At 63.8% G+C, this 14,585-nt stretch carries 17 protein-coding genes; 7 read left to right on the top strand and 10 right to left on the bottom strand.

The window, feature by feature from the left end:
* Window positions 1-53 precede the first annotated feature (53 nt).
* From GAK28_RS19190 to GAK28_RS19165, 6 genes are all read right to left on the bottom strand, one after another.
* Complete coding sequence (locus GAK28_RS19190; RefSeq protein WP_291783125.1) at window positions 54-704, bottom strand: winged helix-turn-helix domain-containing protein; 651 nt, start codon at window positions 702-704, stop codon at window positions 54-56.
* Between the two features lie 100 nt (window positions 705-804).
* Window positions 805-1,941, bottom strand: a complete 1,137-nt coding sequence (locus tag GAK28_RS19185; RefSeq protein WP_291783121.1) for a polysaccharide deacetylase family protein — start codon at window positions 1,939-1,941, stop codon at window positions 805-807.
* 54 nt (window positions 1,942-1,995) lie between these two features.
* Window positions 1,996-3,174 carry a hypothetical protein gene (locus GAK28_RS19180; RefSeq protein ID WP_291783119.1) on the bottom strand — a complete coding sequence of 393 codons (1,179 nt, stop codon included), beginning with the start codon at window positions 3,172-3,174 and terminating at the stop codon, window positions 1,996-1,998.
* A gap of 168 nt (window positions 3,175-3,342) precedes the next feature.
* A complete protein-coding gene (dsbG, locus tag GAK28_RS19175) occupies window positions 3,343-4,116 on the bottom strand; it encodes a thiol:disulfide interchange protein DsbG (RefSeq protein ID WP_291783117.1) in 774 nt (257 codons plus the stop codon).
* Window positions 4,113-4,934: a TlpA disulfide reductase family protein gene (locus GAK28_RS19170; RefSeq protein WP_291783115.1), complete on the bottom strand. Its 822-nt coding sequence runs from the start codon at window positions 4,932-4,934 to the stop codon at window positions 4,113-4,115. The genes dsbG and GAK28_RS19170 overlap by 4 nt, the downstream gene beginning before the upstream one ends.
* Before the next feature lie 272 nt (window positions 4,935-5,206).
* On the bottom strand, window positions 5,207-5,881 hold the full coding sequence (locus GAK28_RS19165; RefSeq protein ID WP_291783111.1) for a hypothetical protein: 675 nt from the start codon (window positions 5,879-5,881) through the stop codon (window positions 5,207-5,209).
* Between the two features lie 371 nt (window positions 5,882-6,252).
* Here GAK28_RS19165 and GAK28_RS19160 point away from each other — a divergent pair, with 371 nt between their 5' ends.
* Together GAK28_RS19160 and GAK28_RS19155 are read left to right on the top strand one after the other, a co-directional pair.
* The gene (locus tag GAK28_RS19160) at window positions 6,253-7,110 is read left to right on the top strand and encodes an SDR family oxidoreductase (RefSeq protein ID WP_291783266.1); all 858 of its coding nucleotides are present in this window, start codon (window positions 6,253-6,255) and stop codon (window positions 7,108-7,110) included.
* A gap of 11 nt (window positions 7,111-7,121) precedes the next feature.
* Window positions 7,122-8,081: a LysR family transcriptional regulator gene (locus tag GAK28_RS19155; protein WP_291783109.1), complete on the top strand. Its 960-nt coding sequence runs from the start codon at window positions 7,122-7,124 to the stop codon at window positions 8,079-8,081.
* A gap of 18 nt (window positions 8,082-8,099) precedes the next feature.
* Here GAK28_RS19155 and GAK28_RS19150 read toward each other — a convergent pair whose 3' ends face one another.
* Window positions 8,100-9,029, bottom strand: a complete 930-nt coding sequence (locus tag GAK28_RS19150) for an AraC family transcriptional regulator (RefSeq protein WP_291783107.1) — start codon at window positions 9,027-9,029, stop codon at window positions 8,100-8,102.
* A gap of 104 nt (window positions 9,030-9,133) precedes the next feature.
* On the opposite strand from GAK28_RS19150, the gene GAK28_RS19145 reads away from it, so the two are divergent.
* The gene (locus GAK28_RS19145; protein WP_291783263.1) at window positions 9,134-10,117 is read left to right on the top strand and encodes an aldo/keto reductase; all 984 of its coding nucleotides are present in this window, start codon (window positions 9,134-9,136) and stop codon (window positions 10,115-10,117) included.
* Window positions 10,118-10,210: 93 nt separating this feature from the next.
* On the opposite strand, the gene GAK28_RS19140 is transcribed toward GAK28_RS19145, so the two are convergent.
* Window positions 10,211-10,633 carry an MAPEG family protein gene (locus GAK28_RS19140; RefSeq protein WP_291783105.1) on the bottom strand — a complete coding sequence of 141 codons (423 nt, stop codon included), beginning with the start codon at window positions 10,631-10,633 and terminating at the stop codon, window positions 10,211-10,213.
* Window positions 10,634-10,701: 68 nt separating this feature from the next.
* Here GAK28_RS19140 and GAK28_RS19135 point away from each other — a divergent pair, with 68 nt between their 5' ends.
* A complete protein-coding gene (locus GAK28_RS19135) occupies window positions 10,702-11,673 on the top strand; it encodes a helix-turn-helix domain-containing protein (RefSeq protein WP_291783102.1) in 972 nt (323 codons plus the stop codon).
* A 54-nt stretch (window positions 11,674-11,727) separates the two neighbouring features.
* Window positions 11,728-12,210, top strand: a complete 483-nt coding sequence (locus tag GAK28_RS19130; protein ID WP_291783099.1) for a hypothetical protein — start codon at window positions 11,728-11,730, stop codon at window positions 12,208-12,210.
* Between the two features lie 11 nt (window positions 12,211-12,221).
* Here the strand turns inward: GAK28_RS19130 and GAK28_RS19125 are convergent, their stop codons facing one another.
* Window positions 12,222-12,989: an alanyl-tRNA editing protein gene (locus tag GAK28_RS19125; protein WP_291783095.1), complete on the bottom strand. Its 768-nt coding sequence runs from the start codon at window positions 12,987-12,989 to the stop codon at window positions 12,222-12,224.
* Between the two features lie 40 nt (window positions 12,990-13,029).
* Between GAK28_RS19125 and GAK28_RS19120 the strand changes: the two genes are divergently transcribed.
* A complete protein-coding gene (locus GAK28_RS19120; RefSeq protein WP_291783092.1) occupies window positions 13,030-13,494 on the top strand; it encodes a GNAT family N-acetyltransferase in 465 nt (154 codons plus the stop codon).
* Between the two features lie 31 nt (window positions 13,495-13,525).
* Window positions 13,526-14,173: a glutathione S-transferase family protein gene (locus GAK28_RS19115; protein WP_291783089.1), complete on the top strand. Its 648-nt coding sequence runs from the start codon at window positions 13,526-13,528 to the stop codon at window positions 14,171-14,173.
* Here the strand turns inward: GAK28_RS19115 and GAK28_RS19110 are convergent.
* A complete protein-coding gene (locus tag GAK28_RS19110; protein WP_291783087.1) occupies window positions 14,170-14,571 on the bottom strand; it encodes a hypothetical protein in 402 nt (133 codons plus the stop codon). The genes GAK28_RS19115 and GAK28_RS19110 overlap by 4 nt on opposite strands.
* Window positions 14,572-14,585 lie beyond the last annotated feature (14 nt).

Below are 14,585 nucleotides of genomic sequence, written 5' to 3'. Positions count from 1 at the left end.
TCCGGCGACACATGCGCCAAGGATCGCTTCCCTACCTTAGGGTCTCCTTCGGGTCAGTCTCCCACCATGTAGCCGAAGCCACGCACGGTGCGGATCGATTCCTTGCCCAGCTTGCGGCGCAGTGAATGCACCAGTACCTCCAGTGCGTTGGGCCCCACCTCGGACTCGCAACCGTAGACCGAGCGCTCGATGGAATCGCGCTGCACGATGCATCCCGGCTTGCCCATCAGGGTACGCAGTACTGCAAATTCGCGACGGGTGAGCATCACCTGCCGACCGCAGACCGACACTTCGAGTCGGGACAGATCCATATGGATGGTACCGGCCTGCATCTGGTTCACGGCCATGCCGCGATACCGCCTTGCCAGACAACGGACACGCGCCGCGAGTTCGTCCGGGTCGACCGGCTTCACCAGGCATTCGTCGGCGCCCGCGTCGAGCGCGGCGACCCGGTCGCCCACGCGATCCAGCGGAAAGATGAGCAGGACCGGTGTCGACACGCCCAGGCGCCGGGCTTCACGCAGCAGGTCGATGATGTCAGCGCCCGGCGCACCCATCACGACGAGGTCGGCGTCGGGATGGCGCAAGGCCTCCAATGCGCATGAGATATTTCTTATCCACAGGACCGTGCACGCCATGCGCTCCAGCGCTTGTTTCATCGCCAAGCCCACACGATGGTCTTCTTCGAACAACACGATGTACATCAATCGATCACTCCCTCCCCAGGGAGTTCGATTGTGTGATGTTTTCGGGACGGCGTGTTGCACGTCTTCGGCTCGAGGGGTTCCGGCGAACCCCTCGGCGTCAGTGCGCCGATGGCCAGTCGTGGCAATCCATCCAGGTCACGCCGGTCGAACGGGTCTGGCCGAGCACCCACGGCACGGCAACCTGCGCCTTGGCATGGATGTCATGGAACAGAATCACGCCATGACGCCACAGCAACATGAGCGCCAGCACACGCTGTTTCACCTGTTCGGCGTCGACCTTGCTGTTCCAGTCCTGCGAATCGATGTTCCATAGCGCCACGGTCAGATGCTTCGCCGCGAAGAAATCGCCGCTGTCGGCCTTGCGCTGTCCATACGGCGGACGGAACAGGGGCACATAGGATGCCGGGAAGGTGTCCTTCACCAACGCGCTGCCACGCGTGACGGAGTCCTGCCATTCGGGCCACGCGCTATGCGACTTGTGTTCCCATCCATGCGAGGCGACGCACATGCCCTCGTACGCCTTGGCGAGCGCGGCGGCGTCGGTCTTCTTCAGGCGCGTTTCGAGATTGCCACCGAGCAGGAAGAAGGTCGCCTTCAGGTGGTTCGCGCCAAGCATCGCCAGCGTCTTGTCGGTGTTGCCACCGGCAACGGTCGGGCCGTCATCGAACGTGAGCAGGAAGTGGCGGTCGGCAGGTTCGTTGCCGCTGAGTTCATTGCCGGAAAACGTATCCACCTCGCTGCTGATGCGCGGGAACAAGGCAGCCAGGCGCAGCAGTTCGTCGAGGTAGACCCGATGAAAGACGGTGGCGTTGGCATGCCACGCGTTGTAACGCGTGTCGTTCGCCGCCGTGAAGGCCGTCGCGGCCGCACGAAACGCTGCTTCGTCTTTCGCGGCCGGGCAGAATGGCTCATCGGATGCGCAGTGGGCCGAGGCAAGCGCGTAGCCGGTGGCAAGGCGCTTCCAGTACTTGGCGCGGACCGCGTCGACGGACGCGCGATCGACCTGTTTCACTTTCAGGCGTTCGAGTAGCTGGGTGTCGTCGAGCGATTCGCTCGCGGCCAGTTCATGGCCGAAGACCAGCATCTCCGCGCGGGACGCGCGGTCGAACGACGCCTCGCCATCGATGGCATCGGGCCACAGGCTGCGGTCCGGTGCCGCGACAGCGCTCGGTCCCACGGCGAAGGCGGGTGCGCTCGCGACGGCGAGCAGGAGGGTAAGGATGAACGTGCGCATCGGGTGCTCCTTCACGAAGAGGCCCCCGTCGCCGGGGGCCTCGTGGTCGATCCGTCAGTGGTGCGGATTGAGACGTTCGACGGCGTTGTCGTAGACCGGATTGGCCTTCTCGGCCCTCGCGGCCATGTAGGCGGTCAGGGCTTCGGACAGCTCGTTCGCGTCTTCGTAGATACGGCCGATGTTGTAGTACGCGCCGGCGCGGATGGTGGCCGCGTTGGGGCCCGAGGCCAGGGCCAGGGCCTTGCGGTTGGCCCAGATGGCTTCGGCCGAGCGGCCGGCCTTCTGGTACACCAGGCCGAGGTTGCCGTAGGCCTGGCCATAGGCACCGTCCAGCTCCGTGGCTTCCTGGAACAGGCTGATCGCATCGTCGAGACGACCTTCGCGATAGGCCTTTTCACCGGCCACGTTCTTCGCCTTGGCGCGCGTTGGATCGGACGTGCGGTTTTCGGCGACCACGCGGGTGGCATCGTTGGTGTAGCTGGCGACCTCGCTGCCGATCGTCGCCGGATTCGCGTTCACGCCGCGAATGCTGTTGATGTCCTGGATCTCGCCTTCGCCGGTGATGCGGAACACGGTCCACAGATTGCCCTTCTTGCCTGTGGGCACGTAATAGGTGCGCACCAGCGACTGGCCGACGTAGACGAACACCTTCGCTTCGCTCCTGGACAGCGCATCGGTGTCCGGGATGTTCACGTCGGAGTAGTCGTGCACGGAATAGACGTAGGTCTCGCCTTCGTGCTTCTTCGACAGGGTGATCGTCTCCGGACCGAAACCATCGCGATCGTCCACGTCCAGCTTGCCGTCGATACCGCTCTTGCTGTTCCAGTAGATATGGTTGCCGGGATAGGAGATGTGCGAATCCAGATCCTGCGGCTGCGCGCCCCAGGTCAATACGACGCGCATGCCGTCTAGGTTCTTCATCACCGGGCTGAGGGCATAGGTGAGGCCATCGCAGGGGCACTTGGCCACCAGCGTGGAGTAACCGTCCTTCTTGATGAGCAGCAGCGTGTTTGCGTCGTCGGTGTAGCCCGTCGGCAGGGTTACTTTTCCTTGGGCATCGGTCTGCGTGGTGGCGGAAGCCGCGCCGTTCTTCTGCAGGATCACCGTCGCGCCGGCGATGGCCTGATCCTTCACCGTGGCGCTGAGCACCTGCACGGAAGCCGCATGGGCGGCGGGCACGCTGAAGCACAGCATCCCCAGGATGGAGAGCTGCTTGCGGAACATGGAAGCCATGGATCGTCCTTGTGGTTGGATACCGTCAACGGGCGGCATGCCCGTCCCCCGGAAGTCGTGCGCGGCGGAGTATAGGCCAACGACCTTGCACGGAAACAGGGCAAAACGCGGGCAAACGATGGCAAGGCAGAGGAGTGTGCGCCATGCCACGTTTGCGCCCGATCGATATCACTTCGGCCCGAGGATGCTCTCCAGCCCACCCGTGCGCGGCATGCCGCCGAACTTCACCAGCTTGCCGTCCGGGCCCTGCAACACGATGCCCGGCGTACCCTGGATGCCGAGCGACACCATCATCATCTGGTTGTCGTCGAGGGTCTTCTGCGCATCGGCGGGAATGGTCTTCAGCGCGGCGATGCCGCCCTTGCTGAAGGCTTTTTCGTTGCGGATCAGCGCCTCGGTCGGGTTCTTGTCCGTCAGGATCGCGGCGGCCTTGTTGGGGCTGTCTTCGCGGATAACGCCCACGACGAGATAACGGATACGTACCTTGCCGCCATCCACCCAGGGACGTGCCGCATCCCAGAATGCGTGGCAGTAAGGGCAATTGGGATCGGTGAAGACATACACCACGCGCGGCGCGTCCTTCTTTCCTTCCTCCACCCACTTCGCCTCGGACAATTGCTTCATGACCTTCGTCGTCATGGGCTTCAAGGTCAGGTCGTCGACCTTCTGCTCGTCCAGGCGACGGCCGTTGGCATCGACGCGCGTACCCACGATGGCGTTGCCGTCCGCCGTGACGTAGATCGCCATCGGATGGTCGTCGACCAGACCTGCGAAGCCACGCATGTCCTTGCCGGCGTCGAACTCCGTGATCTGGGTGAGGCCCTGGGCCTCAAGCGCCTTCAGCACCGGCGGCGGTGCCTTGGTGTCCGCGGCGAAGGCGTGGCTGGAAAGGAGGGCGCCAAGGACCGTGGCGGCCAACGCCCGGCGGGATACTCGGATCATGTTCGTTCCTTGCTGTTCGTATCGGTGATCGAAGAGGGAAAGAGTCGTCGCAACTGGGTTCGCAGCGGTGGTAGCGTCAGTTCGCCGAGATGGGAATCGAGCAGGTGTCCATCGGCATCGAAGTAGAACGTGCCCGGCACGGCCTTCAGGCCGAAGGCCTGCATCATTTTCGAGTCGGGATCGAGCAACACGTGGGACGCGCCCAGCGACTGCCGCGCGAGGACAGCACGCACCGTATCGACATCCTCGCCCTGGTTGAGCATGAGAAAGACCACGCCAGGGAAGGCTTCGGATGCCTGGCGGAATACCGGCATCTCCCGTCGGCAGGGCGGACACCAGGTCGCCCATACATTGACGACGACGGGACGTCCGCGGAACGACGACAGGTCGACCGCTTGCCCGTCGAGCGTGGTCACGGAGAAGGCCGGCATCGGAGGCTCGGACTCGCGCATGTGTGCCACCACGGCGTCCAGGCCGAACCACGTGAGGACACCGACCAGCAGGGCGGCGAACGCGGGACGGCGCGTCGCCGGCGTACGCCGCGAGCGCGACCACAGGAAGATGGCCGCCACCGCGAGGCCCACCTGCCAAAGGAAGCCGCCATCGGCGATGGTGATGATGGAGATCGGGCTATCGAGATAGTCGCGCCACCAGCGCAGCACGAAAGCAATGCGGGCGCTGACGACGCCGAGGAAGATCGCGTCCAGGATGAACGACGACGCCTGCCCGCCGTCCTTGCGGCCCAACAGCTTCGCCGTGAGCCATGCGACGAAGAACGCGATGGCGGCGAGCACGGCCACCACGGGAAAGGGACCCACGCCCGTCACGATGCGGGCGGCCGGTGCCGGTAGTTATCCACAGGTTGGGGATCCATCGTCCTTCGCTGTTCGTCGATCTTGTCAGGCAGACCGGCGCATCCCGTATTTCATGACAGGACGGACGAACTTCCGAGCGGCATCACCCTCTCGGGCCACGACATGCCGCCCTGATCGGGGTGGACGGCCTGCCCTTAACGATAGCCGATGCGCCGGCCCAGCTCGACATGGGGTGCCGGACGGGTGTATCCCCTGATGTACGGCGATAGCCGCCGTCACGATCCGATGTGAACGGCCGGATTGGAACTGCGCCAGCCGCGCCGATCCTGGAAATTGCCGTACTCGTCGACGATCGCGCCTTGGGGGCCGGCCATCATGAAGTGCCAGCTTTCCAGCCGCCTCAGGGAGAGCACCTCGCCCGCCCTGTGGATATCCATGTGGGTACTCTGGATGGGTCCGAAACGCTTCGGCGTCGCAGGCAGCGAGACCGAGGCCGGCCCGACGCTGGAGAAGTTGTACGCCCAACCGTGCAGCACTCGCCAAGACTCATGTTTCGCGGGACGAACCGGCGGTTCGGCGATGGGCAGGTGGCGATGCTCGGGAAGCATCTGACCCGGCAACAGGTACATGGTCATCGCGTAATAACCTTCGTCCTGTCGATTCACCCAGGTGATGCTCGACAGCCCAAGGTGTTCAAAGTCGCCCATGCCGAAGTCGCTTATCCACAGTTTTTCCCGCATCGCCGGCGTGAGGTGGTCGCCGTGCGCTTCGAGCAATGCCGCGATGGCGTCTTTCGCCACTTCTTTCCGGAACACGCCACCCACGTAGAAGTCGGCGTTGCTATACCGGCGTGGATGCGTCGTCGCACTGTCGACGGCACCCGCGGCGGAAGCCGACCAAAGTAGCCATGCCACCATCGGCCAGAACGTCGCCCGAATCGTTTTTGTCACGTCAACCACCCTGGAACCCTTGGATGCGAAGGATGCTAGGACAGGAGGCCGGCGAACCCCGCTCAACGGAACAATGAGATCGGACACTTGCCATCCACTCAACGAGGCTGTTGAATCGTACTCAACAAACCGTTGAACAACTGCGTGATTTCAGGCGTTTTTCCATTGCTACCTTGGCAACGGAACATCCGTCCCTCCTGAGGAGAATCACCATGTCCGATGCTACTTCACGCCGCGACTTCCTCCGCCACGCCGCCGTCGGAACCGCCGGCCTCGCCGCCATGGCGATGGCAGGCACCGCCGCCGCTGCTGCTGCCGCTGCGACCGGCGACGAAATCGGTCCGCTCGACCACATGACGAACCCGTACGACATGTATCCGCGCCCGCCCTTCGTGCGCCAGCCACAACCGGTGCCTGGCCTTGCCTCGCGGATGGTGCCGCGGCCGGACCATGGCGAAACCAGCTATCGGGGTTCGCGCAAGCTCGTCGGCCGCAAGGCGCTGGTGACCGGCGGCGACAGCGGCATCGGCCGCGCCGCGGCGATCGCCTATGCGCGTGAAGGCGCCGACGTGGCGATCAATTACCTGCCCGTCGAGGAATCCGACGCGCGCGAAGTCGTGGAGCTCATCCGTAAGGAAGGTCGAAAGTGCGTCGCCATTCCGGGCGACATCCGCACCGAGGAGTTCTGCCGCCAACTGGTCGAACGGGCCGTGTCTGAACTCGGCGGCATCGACATCCTGGTCAACAACGCAGGACACCAGCAGGCCTACGACGACATCCAGGACATTACCGCCGCGCAGTTCGACCAGACGATGAAGACCAACGTCTACGCGCCCTTCTGGATCACCAAGGCGGCCCTGCCCCATATGCGTGCCGGCTCGGCCGTGATCCTCACCAGCTCCGAGCAGGCCTACCAGCCATCCGCGAACCTGGTGGACTACGCACCGACCAAGGCGGCGAATATCGCCTTCGTGAAGGCGATGGCCAAGCAGCTTGCGCCACGCGGCATTCGCGTCAACGCCGTCGCGCCCGGCGCGACCTGGACGCCCCTGCAATCCAGCGGCGGCCAGCCACCGGAAACGGTGATGCGCCTGGGTGCCGACAATCCCATGGGTCGCCCGGCGCAACCGGTGGAGCTGGCGTCCATCTACGTAACGCTCGCATCGCCCGGACTGTCGTTCTCGACGGGCCAGGTGTTCGGCGCCAACGGTGCCACCGGAGCCGCCTGACGAGGTAACGCATGTCCAGGTACGAACGATCCGAGCTGGCCGACCTCCGCGTGTTCATGACGATCATGCGCTGGGGAAGCTTCCGCAAGGCGGCCGGGGAACTCGGCCTCACGACATCCGCCTTGAGCCACACCATACGCAAGCTGGAAGAACGCCTGGGGGTGCGGTTACTCAACCGCACCACCCGGGCCCTCATCGCGACCCCGGCGGGCGCGGCGCTCACCCAGCGCCTGGAAAGCGGCTTCGCGGCGATCGACGAGGCGCTGAGCGAACTGGAAAAGCTTCGGCACTTTCCCATCGGCACGTTGCGCATCAACGTGCCAAAGGACGCGTCGCGCCTTCTGGTGAGGCCCGTGCTGGCGCAGTTCAGCGCGGACTATCCACAGATCGATATCGAAGTGAGCGTGGATGATCGCTTCGTCGACATCGTGGGCGAAGGCTATGACGCCGGCATCCGTTACGGCGAACGCGTACCCAAGGACATGGTGTCCGTTCCTCTTACCGCGCCGCTGAACTGGGTGGTGGTGGCGTCTCCCGATTTCCTTGAGCGACATGGGCGCCCCACCTCGCCGCAGGAGCTGCTCGGCAAGCCCTGCGTCCGCACGCGCCTGGGTGACGGCACGCTGTTCCGCTGGGAGCTGGGTAACGGCGAACGGATGATCTCCCTCGACGTCAATGGGCCGGTCTGCCTCAACGAGACGATCGCACGGGTCGACGCCGCACGCGACGGTGTCGGCTTCGCCTATGTGCTCGAACCCATCGCGCAACACTACGTGGAGCGGGGCGAGTTGGAGATCGTCCTGCCGGCATGGGCCTCCCAAGGACCGCCGCTATGCATGTACTACCCCAGCCGACGGCAGATGCCGGCCGGCCTGCGCCAGCTCATCGATCTCATGCGCGCATGCTCCGGGTTGCAGGGCCTGGACGCACCCAAGCCCACGCGGCCACCGTCGCGTGCCGCGAAGCGATGACGAGGCATCGCTACACGCCTACTCCGGAATCGCCTCGTGAGCGGCGAGACGATAGGCACGCGGCGACTGCCCCGTGGCGCGCTTGAACGCCGTGCTGAACGCGCCTTCCGAGGCGTAGCCCAGCGAATCGGCGATGGAGGAAACGGGCCGCTTCTCCTCGCGCAGCGCGCGCTCGGCCAGGCGCATGCGCCAGCCCGAAAGGTAGGTCAGCGGCGCCACCCCCGCCACCTTGCGGAAATGCAGTGCGAACGTGGTGCGCGACATTGCGCACGCCGCCGCCAGTTCCTCCAGATGCCACGGACGCGTGGGCTCGCCGTGCATCAACTGCAGCGCCGGCGCGATGCGCGGATCGCCCAGCGCGCGCAGCCAGCCGGGTGCGACGAGATTCGCCGTGTTCAGATGGGCGCGAAGGACCTGGATGAAAAGCAACTGGGCCAGTTGGGCCGAGGCCAGCTGTGAACCGGGCATGGGAGCACTGCGCTCCTCCACGAGCAAGTCGAGCAACCAACGGAATGTCGACGCTTGCGGCGACGATGCCCCGACATGGATCCACGGTGGCAGCGCATCGGCCAGCAGGCTGCCGCTGATCGGATCCAGCAGCACATGCCCTCCGATATGCGCGAACTCGCCGCCGCCTCCCAACGTGGCCTGTTCGCGGCCGGCACCGGAAAACAGACTCATGGCATCCACCGGCGGCACGCCCGGGGCACTGGCCAGGACGAAGGAACGCCGTGCGGTCAGCAGACCGACATCGCCCGTGTCGAAGCGCACGGCATCGCCCTCGCCATCGATCCGTACCCAGCAATGACCCTTCACCACAGCGAAAAACTTGATCCGCTCCGGCACGGGAAAGCGGATGGCCCAGTCGCCGGCCGCCGTGAAGCCTCCCGTCACGAGGGTTTCGGCCTTCGCGAAACGGAGGATGTCGGAAAACGGGTCGCTGCTCATGGCCGAACTATCACGCAAGTAATGCGGACTCTCAACGATTCCGCGTTCGGCTGCCCTTTTTCAAACTACGCATTCCTTCATCTGACCGGGAATGCTTCATGACATTGCGCAGACGACGCCTTGGAACCGAGGGCCTGGAGGTGGGTGCGATCGGCCTCGGCTGCATGGGCATGAGCCAGTCCTACGGACCCGCTGACGACGTGGAGTCCATCGCCACCCTGCATCGTGCGATCGAATTGGGTTGCGATTTCTTCGATACCGCCGAGAACTACGGGCCATTCATCAATGAAAGCCTGCTCGGCAAGGCGTTCAAGGATCGCCGTGACAAGGTGGTGCTCGCCACCAAATTTGGCTCACGCTTCGACGGCGACCGGATCGTTGGCCTCGACAGCCGGCCGGAAAACATCGTCCGCGTCGTGGATGGCTGCCTTAAGCGACTGCAGACCGACCACATCGACCTGCTCTACCAACACCGCCTCGATCGCAGCGTGCCCATCGAGGACGTCGCGGGCACCGTCGGTGACCTCGTCGCTCAGGGCAAGGTGCGCTTCTTCGGCCTCTCCGAAGTAGGGGTCGCCACGCTTCGCCGCGCGCACGCGGTGCATCCGGTTTCCGCATTGCAAAGCGAGTACTCGCTTTGGGAGCGCAACCTGGAGCCCGAGATCATCCCCGTGCTACGCGAACTTGGCATTGGCCTGGTGCCCTTCTGCCCGCTTGGACGAGGCTTCTTGGCTGGAGGCGTGAAGCGTGCAGAGGACTATCCCGATGGCGACACCCGACGCATCGACCCACGCTACCAGGGTGCGAACTACGACACGAACATGGCTGCCGTCCGCGTCGTCACCGACATCGCCGCCAGCAAGGGGGCGAAGCCCTCACAGATCGCCCTTGCCTGGCTTCTGCACAAGGGCGACGACATCGTCCCCATCCCCGGCACCAAGCGACGGACGTACCTGGAAGAGAATGTCGACGCGGCGTCGATCGTGCTGGATGCCGGTGAGATGCATATCCTCGACGAAGCGCTGGCGGCCGGATCGATCCATGGCAACCGCTACGCCGACTGGATTCTCGCGACCATCGATCGATAGGCGAACGATCCTTGATCGTCGTTCCATCGGCTGCACGACGTCATGTTTTCACGTGGTTATCCACAGCCTGTCCACGCGTTGCCACCGCTGACCTCAGAACAGGATGGCGACGACGAACATCACCGTCGCCACCCATCCAGCGAGAAAGGCGAAGGTACGAATGCCGGGAATGCCGAGCGTGTACACGACGTAGTGCACAAGGCGAGCACCCAGGTACAGCTTCGCGGCGAAGGCGGTGCCTGGCGTGCTGATACCCGCCACGGCCGCAATCAACACCAATGGCGCGAACAGGACGAGATTTTCCACCGCGTTGAGATGAGCCATCCTCGATCGCTTCGCCCAAGCCGTCTCGATCATCCGCGCCGGGTCGGGCGTACCCAGCGCGGCTGCGCTTCCGTTCGACATGGCCCTGGCGATCACGTAAGGAATCCACATCATGGCGGTCGCGGCGACGGCCAGGGTCAGGTAGCGAAGTTCGGTCGACAGCGTCATGGCGAGTTCCTGGATCGAGGTCATGGAAAGTCTAGACGGGGCCCTAACCCACATATAGAGTCGCAAACGACATTATTTACATCGTTTGCGACATGAAGATCAGCGTACTTGCCCTCGATGGCGTCTTCGATACCGGCCTGACCGCGCTGCTGGACACGTTCGAGATGGCCAATGAACTCGCACGCCTGAAAGGCATGCGCGTCGCACCTTTCAAGGTGAGCCTCGTCGGCGTGCGTAAACGCCTGCGCACCGGCCTTGGCTTTTCCCTGTCCGTAAGCGGTGCGGAGCCAGACACGCGTCCCCACTGGGTCGTCGTACCCGCCATCAACGCCAAGCTGCCGGGGGCTGTGTTGGATACCCTCGCGCGCCGGGATGTGATCGCCGCCGGTGAGCTGCTTCGCTCGTGGCATGCCAGGGGTGCGGGTATCTCGGCCGCGTGCATCGGCACCTTTCTGCTAGCGGAAGCCAGTCTGCTCGATGGGCGCGAGGCCACGACCACCTGGTCGCTGTCGCCGATGTTCCGGCAAAGATATCCACAGGTTTCCCTCGATCACACGCGCATGATCGTGCCGTCGGGAAAGATCGTGACGGCCGGCTCGATGATGGGACACCTGGACCTTGCCCTGTGGCTGGTTCGCCAAGCGAGTCCGGACCTGGCCGAGAAGGTCGCCCGCTTCATGCTGATCGATCGGCGTGCATCGCAGGCCCGGTATGTCATCCCCGATCACCTGGCAAACGCAGATCCCCTCGTCGCGAAGTTCGATCGCTGGGCACGTGCCAACCTGGCCCGGGGCTTCTCCCTGACCGAGGCGGCGAAGGCATTGCACGTGCATGGACGCACGCTGCAGCGACGCACGGAAGATGTGCTCGGCAAGTCCCCGCTGGCGTTTTTTCAGGATCTTCGTCTCGAACGCGCACAGGAACTTGTCGCCGAGGGTATGCGCATGGATGCCGTGGCCAACGAAGTGGGCTACAGCAACACGGGAACGCTACGTAACCTGTTACGTCGCAAGCTGGGCACGGGTGTGAAGCAACTTCGTTCGTCCGGTCGCGCCGGGGACTAGCGGCTTGTGGCAAGCTCAATGCCGATCAGAAGCGGATCGAGAGGAGTCGCCCGCATGAAAGCGTTGCCTGTCCTTGCCTGCGCCATCGCTACACTCGCCTGCACGGCCGCCGGTGCCACGCCGACGTCCACCGATCCCTTGTTCGGCCGCTGGGCGCTCGATACATCGCGCCTTCCGATGCCACCGGATGCACGGCCGAAGCAGGTCGATATCACGTTCGCCGGTGCGCAGGGCGACCGCGTATCCATGGCCGTAGATATCGTCTATGCCCCCGGCAACGAAGTGCATTCGGTCGGCGCCGCCTCCCTAGACGGAACACCCATCCCCGTAAAGGGCAGCCCCGAAGCCGATATCGCCGCCATGTCGCGTCCACGGCCCGATGTACTCGTGGTGGTGCTGGGCAAGAACGGTGGCCCCGCGTCCACGCGGGTCTACACGGTCGCCGCGGACGGCAAACACCTGAGTGAAAGCGTCACCGCCTACGGCGGCGATGGACGCCCTACCCTCAAGACACATTACTTCACCAGGCTACCCTGATCTATCCGCTTTCAGCCTGGTGACGGAGCGGTGAGGGTTATCTCTATCCGCTCAACGCCCTTGCCCTGGTTCTTCCGCTTCAGGTGAACGGTGCCGATCTCCGCCGTGGTCTTCGGATGCGTGCCACCGCATGCCATGTGTGCAAAGCCTTCCACCGCCCAGTAGCGACGCTGCGATGCCTCGTCGCTATAGGCCGTGATGATGGGCGAGGCCGCCGCGACCAACGCGGCGACCTCCTCCTGGATCGCGTCGAAGATCGCCGCGATATTTTCGGCGGAGGCGAAGTCGATCCGCGCCTTGTTCGGTGAAATATGCGCGCCGACCCGCGCAATGCCCGGTCGATGTCGATAGACCAACTGCAGCACCATCTCGGCGGCAAAGTGATGCCGCATCAATCCATAGCGACGCTCCCAATCGATGACCACGTCGACGTCATCGCCTGCCGACAGTCCATGCCCCGATGGAAGTGTATAGACGATATCGAGGCCGTCCTTGGCGGCCTCGACGACGGGTATCCCGCCGATGGTGCCTGCATCGCTCTCCTGACCACCGGAAAACGCGAAGAAAATCGTATCCTCCAGGCATACGCTGTGGTCGGATGCATGGGTGACGCGCGTTCGAATGCTCGTGAGATACGCGTCGTTCCAGAAAAGTTTGCGGACCGGAGCCCGACGATCATTCGGTGCCATTGCACGTCCTTCGCCTGTACTTGGTGTTACACCTCGATCTGGCGACAATACACCGCTGGAGCGGTTGGCGACGATGACGCTGCCAATCACTTGAGCGTGGACGTTCGCAACGACCAGAGGAGGTATCCGAGTGCACTCGTCCTATCGAATTCGCCCGGCGATACGAACGGATGCCGATGTGCTGACCCGCCTGGCCTTTCTTTCCAAGGCTCATTGGGGTTATCCACAGGCATGGATCAATCTATGGCGGGACGATCTCACGGTCACACCTGAGATCATCGACCGTTCGATTGCCTATGTCGCGGACATCGATGGGGCGATCGTCGGCTTCTGGTCGCGCACGCCGCAAACCTCGAACGAGCCGACGGCCGGCTGGCTCTTCGTCCACCCGGACCACATGGGCCGCGGCATCGCCAAAGTCTTATGGCACGAAGTACGCCGTGAAGCTGCTGCCCGAGGCATCCACCATTTCATCATCGAGGCGGATCCGCATGCCGTATCCTTCTATGAGTCCCTGGGTGCCGAACACCTCCGGGAGAAGGAATCCTCCGTCATTCCAGGGCGAATGATTCCCCTGCTCCGCCTTCCCGTCTGATCGCCAGCCGTTCGACACGAGGAGCCCTACCGTGACCATCACCATCACCGCGTTCAACAGGTCGCCCGATGGCGGCAAGGGACTCGCCCGGGATACGCGGGTGCGCTGGGCCCTTGAGGAAACAGGGCTTGTCTACCAGACACGCCTGCTGTCCTTTGAAGCCATGAAGGAGCCCGCTCACCTGGCGCTGCATCCCTTCGGTCAGATACCCACCTACGAGGAAGGCGATCTCGTGCTCTTCGAATCGGGCGCGATCATCCTTCATCTCGCACAGCACCATCCCGGGCTTCTTCCCGTGGACGCCAACGCCCGGGCCCGGGGGACGGCCTGGATGTTCGCCGCGCTCAACACTGTCGAGCCGCCGATCCTGGATCTCACTTGCGTGAAGATCATCGAGGGCGACAAGCCCTGGGCGCAGGATCGCCTTCCCCTCGTCGTCGCGCGCATTCGGCACCGGCTTGACCAACTCACGATGCGACTGGGCGACGCGGAATGGCTGGACGGTGCGTTCAGCGCGGGTGACCTGACGATGGTGTCGGTGCTGCTCCGATTGCGGCCATCGGGCATCCTGGCCCAGTTCCCGGCACTCGACGCCTACGTTTCGCGAGGAGAAGCACGACCGGCCTACCAGCGCGCCTTCGCGGCCCAATGGGCGATCAACGGACCGCCGTCGCCCTAGGCGTCGTGTGCCTCGTGGAGGCGCGGTCGTAGCTCGTCGGCGATGGTATCGATATTGGTGGGGGTGACTCGCCAGCGCGTGGTTTCACCGTAGACGAAATCCACATTGAAGCGACGGGTGATCCGATTGAACTGGAACAGCATGGTGCTGAATCCTTCGTCGCCTTCCTTGCGTAACCAACGTCGATAGGCACAGACCGACCCGTCGATCGCGTCCATGTCGGGAAACTCGGGCGTGGATTCGCCTTGCTCGTCGTAGATGTAGCCAAACAGACCGGTGATGCCGTCATCGTCCACCTGGGCCACCAGGGTGATTTCCACCCAGTCGATGTCTTTCAGTTCATCGGACTGCACGATGTCCCTGGCGATATCGCCTACGAGATCGAGATTGCCGGTCATCGATGAGTCCGCTG

The sequence above is a fragment of the Luteibacter sp. genome, assembly GCF_009912395.1.
Taxonomy (GTDB): Bacteria; Pseudomonadota; Gammaproteobacteria; order Xanthomonadales; family Rhodanobacteraceae; genus Luteibacter.
The sequence above is the reverse complement of the archived record's forward strand: the minus strand, read 5'-3'. Positions and strand labels throughout refer to the sequence as shown.